Here is a 6,772-nt window from a genome sequence, read left to right on the forward strand (position 1 = left end):
CGCGGCGACGCTCGAGGAGGCCGGCAAGTCCCGCATCGCCGAGGAGGAGTTCGCCGCCGTCCTGACGCGCGCGCCGAAGCCGCCGAAGGCCGAGCCGTGGCGCCGCCTGTCCGGCATGCACGCCCTGCGCGGTACCAGGGCCCTCGCGATCGCCCGAGCGCTGTGGACGGCACGCGACGCCTACGCCCGCGAGACCGACATCGCCCCCGGGCGCACCATCCCGGACTCCGCGATCGTGGCCGCCGCCGCAGCGAACCCGGCCTCGAAGGGCGAACTGAGCGGGGTCAAGGCCTTCACGGGTCGCGCGTCCCGCTCGGAGCTCGACCGGTGGTGGGCCGCCGTCGAGGACGGCCGGACGACCGAGGACCTCCCGAGGCTCCGCGGCACCGGCGAGGCCACACTGCCGCCGCCCCGCGCCTGGGCCGACCGCAATCCGGCCGCCGACCGCCGCTACAAGGCCGCCCGTGCCGCGGTGGTGCAGCGCGCCGAGGAGCTCGACCTGCCCGTCGAGAACCTCCTCACGCCGGACACCCTGCGCACCGTGTCGTGGGAGCCGCCCGCCCCGATCGCCACCGAGACGGTCGGTGCCGTGCTCGCCGCGCACGACGCGCGCCCCTGGCAGGTCGAGGAGACGGCGTCGATCATCGCGCACGCCTTTGTCGCTGCTGCACAGGAGCCTGCTGCTGAGAGCAACACCGAGTCGTAGGAACGGCCCAACGGGCATGCGTCCGCCCAGGCTCGGGGCATAGCGTCGCAGGTGCACGCCGGGTCGGACCCGGCCGGGCGGGGCGGGACGCGCCCGGCCTGATCAACGAGGATCTGGAGGCCCAGATTGCCAAAGGCAGCAGACGTCGTCTTCGTCGACGGAGTTCGGACACCGTTCGGACGAGCCGGGGAGAAGGGGGTGTTCTGGAAGACCCGCGCCGATGACCTCGCGGTGCACGCGATGCGCGGACTCCTCGACCGGAACGCCTCGCTGGACGGGGCCGCGGTGGACGACGTCGCCGTGGCCGCCACCACGCAGCAGGGCGACCAGGGGCTCACCCTGGGCCGGACCGTGGGGATGCTCGCGGGGCTCCCGAAGACCGTCCCCGGGTACGCGATCGACCGCATGTGCGCCGGTGCCATGACGAGCGTCACGACGCTCGCCGGCGCCATCGCGTTCGGCGCTGCGGACGTGGCCATCGCCGGCGGCGTCGAGCACATGGGTCGTCACCCGATGGGGTTCAACTCCGACCCGAACCCGCGCTTCGTCGCGGAACGCATGGTCAACGGTGACGCCCTGGTGATGGGCAAGACCGCCGAGCGCCTGCACGACCGCTTCCCGGCGATCACGAAGGACCGCACGGACGCCTTCGCCGTCCAGTCCCAGCAGCGCTACGCCGCCGCCTGGGCCGCGGGCAAGCTGCAGCCGGACCTCGTCCCCGTCGAGGTGAACACGGGTGCGGGCTGGGACATCGTCTCGAGCGACGAGCCGCCCCGCCCCGGCACCACGCTCGAGGCCCTCGCCGCCCTGAAGACGCCGTTCCGGCCGCACGGACGGGTCACCGCGGGCAACGCGGCGGGCCTCAACGACGGCGCCACGATGAGCCTCATCGCGTCGGCCGACGCGGCGAAGCAGCACGGACTGCCCACCAAGATGCGCATGGTCTCCTTCGCGTTCGCCGGAGTCGACCCCGAGGTGATGGGCATCGGCCCGGTCCCCGCGACCGACAAGGCGCTGTCGAAGGCCGGCCTGTCCATCGACGACATCGGGCTGTTCGAGATCAACGAGGCCTTCGCGGTCCAGGTGCTCGCGTTCCTCGACAACTACGGCATCGCCCAGGACTCGACGAACGTGAACGCGTGGGGCGGCGCGATCGCCGTCGGGCACCCGCTCGCGTCGAGCGGCGTCCGCCTGATGACCCAGCTGGCGGCCCAGTTCGCCGAACGACCCGACGTCCGGTACGGCATCACGACGATGTGCATCGGGCTCGGGCAGGGCGGCACCGTGATCTGGGAGAACCCGAACTTCAGCAAGTCCGCGGCACGGAAGGCGGCCTGAGCATGACCATCGTCGACAACGACCGACTCCTGGCACTCGGCGAGGACGAGGTCGTCACGCACTCGTACCTGAAGCACGTCCCGCTGCCGTCCGGCGGCACGCTCGCGCTCATCACGCTCGACAACGGCAAGGACTACAAGCGCCCGTCGACGCTCGGGCCGCGCACCCTGTACGAGCTGTCCGGGGTGCTCGACACGCTCCGCACCGAGGCGTCGGCCGGCACGGTCCAGGCCGTGGCGATCACCGGCAAGGAGTACTGCTTCGCCGCCGGCGCCGACCTGTCCCAGGCGGCCTCGGTGCCGTCGCGCGAGGTCGCCCACGACCTCGCGGCCCTGGGGCACGCCACGCTCCGGAAGCTCTCGGACCTCGGCGTGCCGTCGTTCGCGTTCATCAACGGGATCGCGCTCGGCGGCGGTCTCGAGATCGGGCTGCACTGCACCTACCGCGTGTTCTCCTCGGCCGCGCAGGGCATCGGGCTGCCCGAGGTCTTCCTCGGCATCATCCCGGGCTGGGGCGGTGCGACCCTGCTCCCCCGCCTGATCGGACCCGAGAAGGCGCTCCGCGTCATCGTCGAGAACCCGCTCAAGAACAACCGCCTGATGGACGGGCCGGCCGCGGTCGAACTCGGCATCGGCGACGCGCTCATCCCCTCGGTCACGTTCCTGCCGTCCGCGGTCGCGTGGGCCGACGGCGTCGTGTCCGGTCGCACGAAGGTCGTGCGGAAGAACGAGCCGGGCATGATCGAGAAGGCCGCGTGGGGCACCGTCGTCAAGGTCGCCCGCTCGCAGGTCGCGTCGAAGATCGGCACCGTACCGAAGTCACCGTTCCGCGCGCTCGACCTCGTGTCCGCGGCGAAGTCCGGATCGCTCGACGACCGGTTCGCCGACGAGGACGACGCCCTCGCCGACCTCATCTCCGGCGACCAGTTCGCCGCGTCGATGTACGCGTTCGACCTCGTGCAGAAGCGCGCGAAGAAGCCAGTGGGCGCCCCGACGGACGTCTCGCCGCGCCCCGTCACGAAGGTCGGTGTCCTCGGCGCCGGACTCATGGCGTCGCAGTTCGCGCTGCTGTTCGCCCGTCGCCTCGGCGTCCCCGTCGTGATCACCGACGTCGACCAGGCGCGCGTTGACGCCGGCGTGGCCCGGATCCGGGGCGAGGTCGACACGCTGCTCGACAAGGGCCGGGTCTCCCCCGACGACGCGAACCGCATCAAGGCACTCGTGTCCGGGTCGGTCTCGTACGACGCCTTCGCCGACGCCGACTGGGTCATCGAGGCCGTCTTCGAGGAGATGGGCGTCAAGCAGGAGGTCTTCCGGAAGATCGAGCAGGTCGTCTCGCCCGACGCGATCCTCGCGACGAACACGTCCTCGCTCTCGGTCTCCGAGATGGGCTCCGTGCTGTCCGACCCGTCCCGGCTGGTCGGCTTCCACTTCTTCAACCCGGTGGCCGTGATGCCGCTGCTCGAGGTCGTCCGCACCGAGGCCACGTCCGACGAGACGCTGGCCACGGCCCTCGCGGTCGCGAAGACCCTCAAGAAGACCGCGATCATCACGGCCGACCAGCCCGGCTTCGTCGTGAACCGGGTGCTCGCCCGGGTCCTCGGCGAGGCGATGCGCGGTGTCGAGGAGGGCACCCCGTTCGAGGTCGTCGCCCAGGGTGCCGCGCCGCTCGGCCTGCCGATGTCGCCGTTCGAGCTGCTCGAACTCGTCGGGCTGCCGGTCGGTGCGCACGTGCTCGACTCGCACCACGCCGCCTGGCCGGAGCGCTTCTACCCCGGTGACGGGCTGAAGAAGATCGCCGAGTTCGGGCACATCCTCACCCGCGACAAGAAGGGCACCGCGACCGGGTACGAGCCAGCGGCCGTGAAGCTCGTCGCACCAACGAAGCGGGACGCCCACCCGGTGGACGCGGCCGAGATGCAGCGGCGCTTCGAGGACGCCCTCGCCGACGAGCTGCACCGCATGCTCGAGGACGAGGTCGTCCAGCACGTCGAGGAGATCGACCTCGGGCTCATCCTCGGCGCGGGCTACCCGTTCCAGGCCGGTGGGATCAGCCCGTACCTCGACCGCTCCGGCGCGTCCGAGCGGGTCTTCGGTGGCGCCTTCCACGAGCCGCTGATCGTCGGGCCCGCGTCGCGCTGAGCCCGGTGTCGAACCACCGAACCGACGTCGAACCAGGCCGAGCGCCCGGTTCGACGTCGGTTTCGTGGTTCCACCCGGCGTAGCGTGCAGGCATGGGACAGGAGTGGTGGGCACCGCGGACGTCCGGGCACCCCAGCGTCGTCTTGCCGGTGCCGCTCGCCGAGGTCCCGGAACTCCTCGACCGCGCCGTGCACGCCGTCCCGGGCGCCGCGGCGATGGAGGTCCGCCCGGACGGGGCCGTCATCGGCCGCCGGACCTCGTTCGCGCTCCGCGCCGAGAACATCGTCATGACGTTCTCGCGCGAGGACCGTCGTCCTCGCGCGTGGAGATCATCCGCGAGGGTCGCGACGGCCTGTCGCACGGCCAGGTCCTCTGGGTGACGCCGATGGCCCGCGCGATCCTGCGCGAGCTCGTGGCCGCGGCCGCCGGGCCGCCCGCGCGCTGACCCCGCCGGGCCGCCGTGCTTCGGATCGAACCACGGATCCGACATCGAACTCGTCGATCCGTCCGGTTCGATGTCGCGTTCGTGGTTCCACCCGCCGCGCCGTGCATCGCGCGCCCGCGCCGCCGGCGCCGCTCAGCGGTCGGCGGACTCCCGGGAGCGCGACTCCGAGCGCGCCGGCTTCGCCTGCGGCAGCTTCGTCCCGACGACCTGGTCGATGACGTCGCGCGCGATCGCCTGCGCCGTGAGTCCCACGTCCTCGAGGATCTGCGACCGCGACGCGTGGTCGATGAACTCGTCGGGCAACCCGAGCTCGTTCACCCCGGTGTCGACCCCCGCGGCCCGGAGGTCCTGGCGCAGGCGCGTGCCGACCCCGCCGACCCGCACGCCGTCCTCGATCGTGATCACGAGCCGGTGCTCGCGCGAGAGGTCGATGAGCGACGTCGGGATCGGCACCACCCACCGCGGGTCGACGACCGTGACCCCGATGCCCTGGGACTCGAGCAGCGCCGCGGCGTCGAGCGCCACCGGCACCATCGACCCGACCGCGACGAACAGCACGTCGGGTTCCTGGTCGGACGACGGCGACCGCAGCAGGTCCACCCCGTCGTCGAACCGGCGGATCGCGGGGATGTCCGGCCCGACCTGCCCCTTCGACCACCGGAGCACGGTGGGCGCGTCGTCGACGGCGACGGCCTCCTGGAACTCCTCGCGCAGGGTCGCGGCGTCCCGGGGCGCGGCGATCCGGATGCCGGGGACCACCTGCAGCAGCGCGAGGTCCCACATGCCGTGGTGCGAGGGACCGTCCGGCCCCGTGATGCCCGCACGGTCGAGGACGAAGGTCACCCCGGCACGGTGCAGCGCGACGTCCATGAGCACCTGGTCGAACGCGCGGTTGAGGAACGTGGCGTACAGCGCGACGACGGGGTGCAGGCCACCGAACGCGAGTCCGGCAGCGGTCGTCACGGCGTGCTGCTCGGCGATGCCGACGTCGATCACCCGCGAGGGGTGCTGCTCCTGGAAGAGGTGCAGCCCGGTGGGGCGCAGCATCGCCGCGGTGATCGCCACGATCTTCTCGTCCGACGCGCCGACCTCGGCCAGGGTCGACGCGAACACCGACGTCCACGAGGGCCCCGACGAGACGTCGAGTGACTCCCCCGTCTCCGGGTCGATGTGCCCGACCGCGTGGAACTGGTCGGCCTGGTCGCGCAGGGCCGGCTCGAACCCGTAGCCCTTCTCGGTGATCGCGTGCACGATCGTCGGTGCGCCGTACTCCTTCGCCTGCCGGAGGGCGGCTTCCATCGCACGCTGGTCGTGCCCGTTCACCGGGCCGATGTACTTGATGTCGAGGTTCGAGTAGAGCGCCTCGTTGTTCGTGAACCGCGAGAGGAACCCGTGCAGCCCGCCGCGCATCCCGCGGTAGAGCGCCCGACCCGGTGCCCCGAACCGTGCGGCGGCGGCCTGCGACTTCTCGAACAGGGCCCGGTACTCGCGACGCGTCCGGACGGAGCTGAGGAACCGTGCCATGCCGCCGATGGTCGGCGCGTAGGAGCGCCCGTTGTCGTTGACGACGATGACGAGCCGACGGTCGTTGCCGTCGGAGATGTTGTTGAGGGCCTCCCACGTCATCCCGCCGGTGAGCGCACCGTCGCCGACGACCGCGACCACGGTCCGGTCGGCCTGGCCGGTCTGCACGAAGGCACGGGAGATGCCGTCCGCCCAGGACAGCGACGACGACGCGTGCGAGGACTCCACGATGTCGTGCTCCGACTCGCGCCGCTGCGGGTACCCGGCGAGGCCGCCCCGCTCGCGCAGCCGCGAGAAGTCCTGCCGCCCGGTGACGAGCTTGTGCACGTAGGACTGGTGGCCGGTGTCGAACACGAACGGGTCGTGCGGCGAGTCGAACACGCGGTGCATGGCGAGCGTGAGTTCGACGACACCGAGGTTCGGGCCGAGGTGGCCACCGGTCTTCGCGACCTCGGCGACGAGGAAGCGTCGGATCTCGGCGGCGAGGTCCGTCATCTGCGCGTCGGAGAGACGCTTCAGGTCGCGCGGCGACGTGATGCTCGAGAGCAGGGTCACGGGCGCTCCTTTCGTGGGGCTGTCGGCCCACTCTATGCGCGTGGGGACGGAACGGACTGGAGG

At 71.9% G+C, this 6,772-nt stretch carries 5 protein-coding genes; 4 read left to right on the forward strand and 1 reads right to left on the reverse strand.

Annotated features, from left to right (window positions below; all coding sequences use genetic code 11):
• The 4 genes from I5E_RS17070 to I5E_RS24780 all read left to right on the forward strand — a co-directional run.
• A partial coding sequence (locus I5E_RS17070; RefSeq protein ID WP_022908055.1) for an HRDC domain-containing protein occupies positions 1-706 on the forward strand: 706 nt, incomplete at its 5' end.
• 126 nt (positions 707-832) lie between these two features.
• Complete coding sequence (locus I5E_RS17075) at positions 833-2,044, forward strand: thiolase family protein (RefSeq protein WP_022908056.1); 1,212 nt, start codon at positions 833-835, stop codon at positions 2,042-2,044.
• Between the two features lie 2 nt (positions 2,045-2,046).
• A complete protein-coding gene (locus I5E_RS17080) occupies positions 2,047-4,185 on the forward strand; it encodes a 3-hydroxyacyl-CoA dehydrogenase NAD-binding domain-containing protein (RefSeq protein ID WP_022908057.1) in 2,139 nt (712 codons plus the stop codon).
• A 92-nt stretch (positions 4,186-4,277) separates the two neighbouring features.
• Positions 4,278-4,565 carry a hypothetical protein gene (locus I5E_RS24780; RefSeq protein WP_148287025.1) on the forward strand — a complete coding sequence of 96 codons (288 nt, stop codon included), beginning with the start codon at positions 4,278-4,280 and terminating at the stop codon, positions 4,563-4,565.
• A gap of 197 nt (positions 4,566-4,762) precedes the next feature.
• On the opposite strand, the gene dxs is transcribed toward I5E_RS24780, so the two are convergent.
• Entirely contained in the window at positions 4,763-6,709 is a 1,947-nt protein-coding gene (dxs, locus tag I5E_RS17090) for a 1-deoxy-D-xylulose-5-phosphate synthase (protein ID WP_022908059.1), read from the reverse strand.
• Between the last annotated feature and the right edge of the window lie 63 nt (positions 6,710-6,772).

This window comes from Curtobacterium sp. B18 (genome assembly GCF_000333375.1).
GTDB lineage: Bacteria > Actinomycetota > Actinomycetes > Actinomycetales > Microbacteriaceae > Curtobacterium.

Coding starts and splice junctions, on each gene's coding strand:
- I5E_RS17080 (WP_022908057.1), top strand. CDS start 2,047: ATGACCATCGTCGACAACGACCGACTCCTGGCACTCGGCGAGGACGAG.
- I5E_RS24780 (WP_148287025.1), top strand. CDS start 4,278: ATGGGACAGGAGTGGTGGGCACCGCGGACGTCCGGGCACCCCAGCGTC.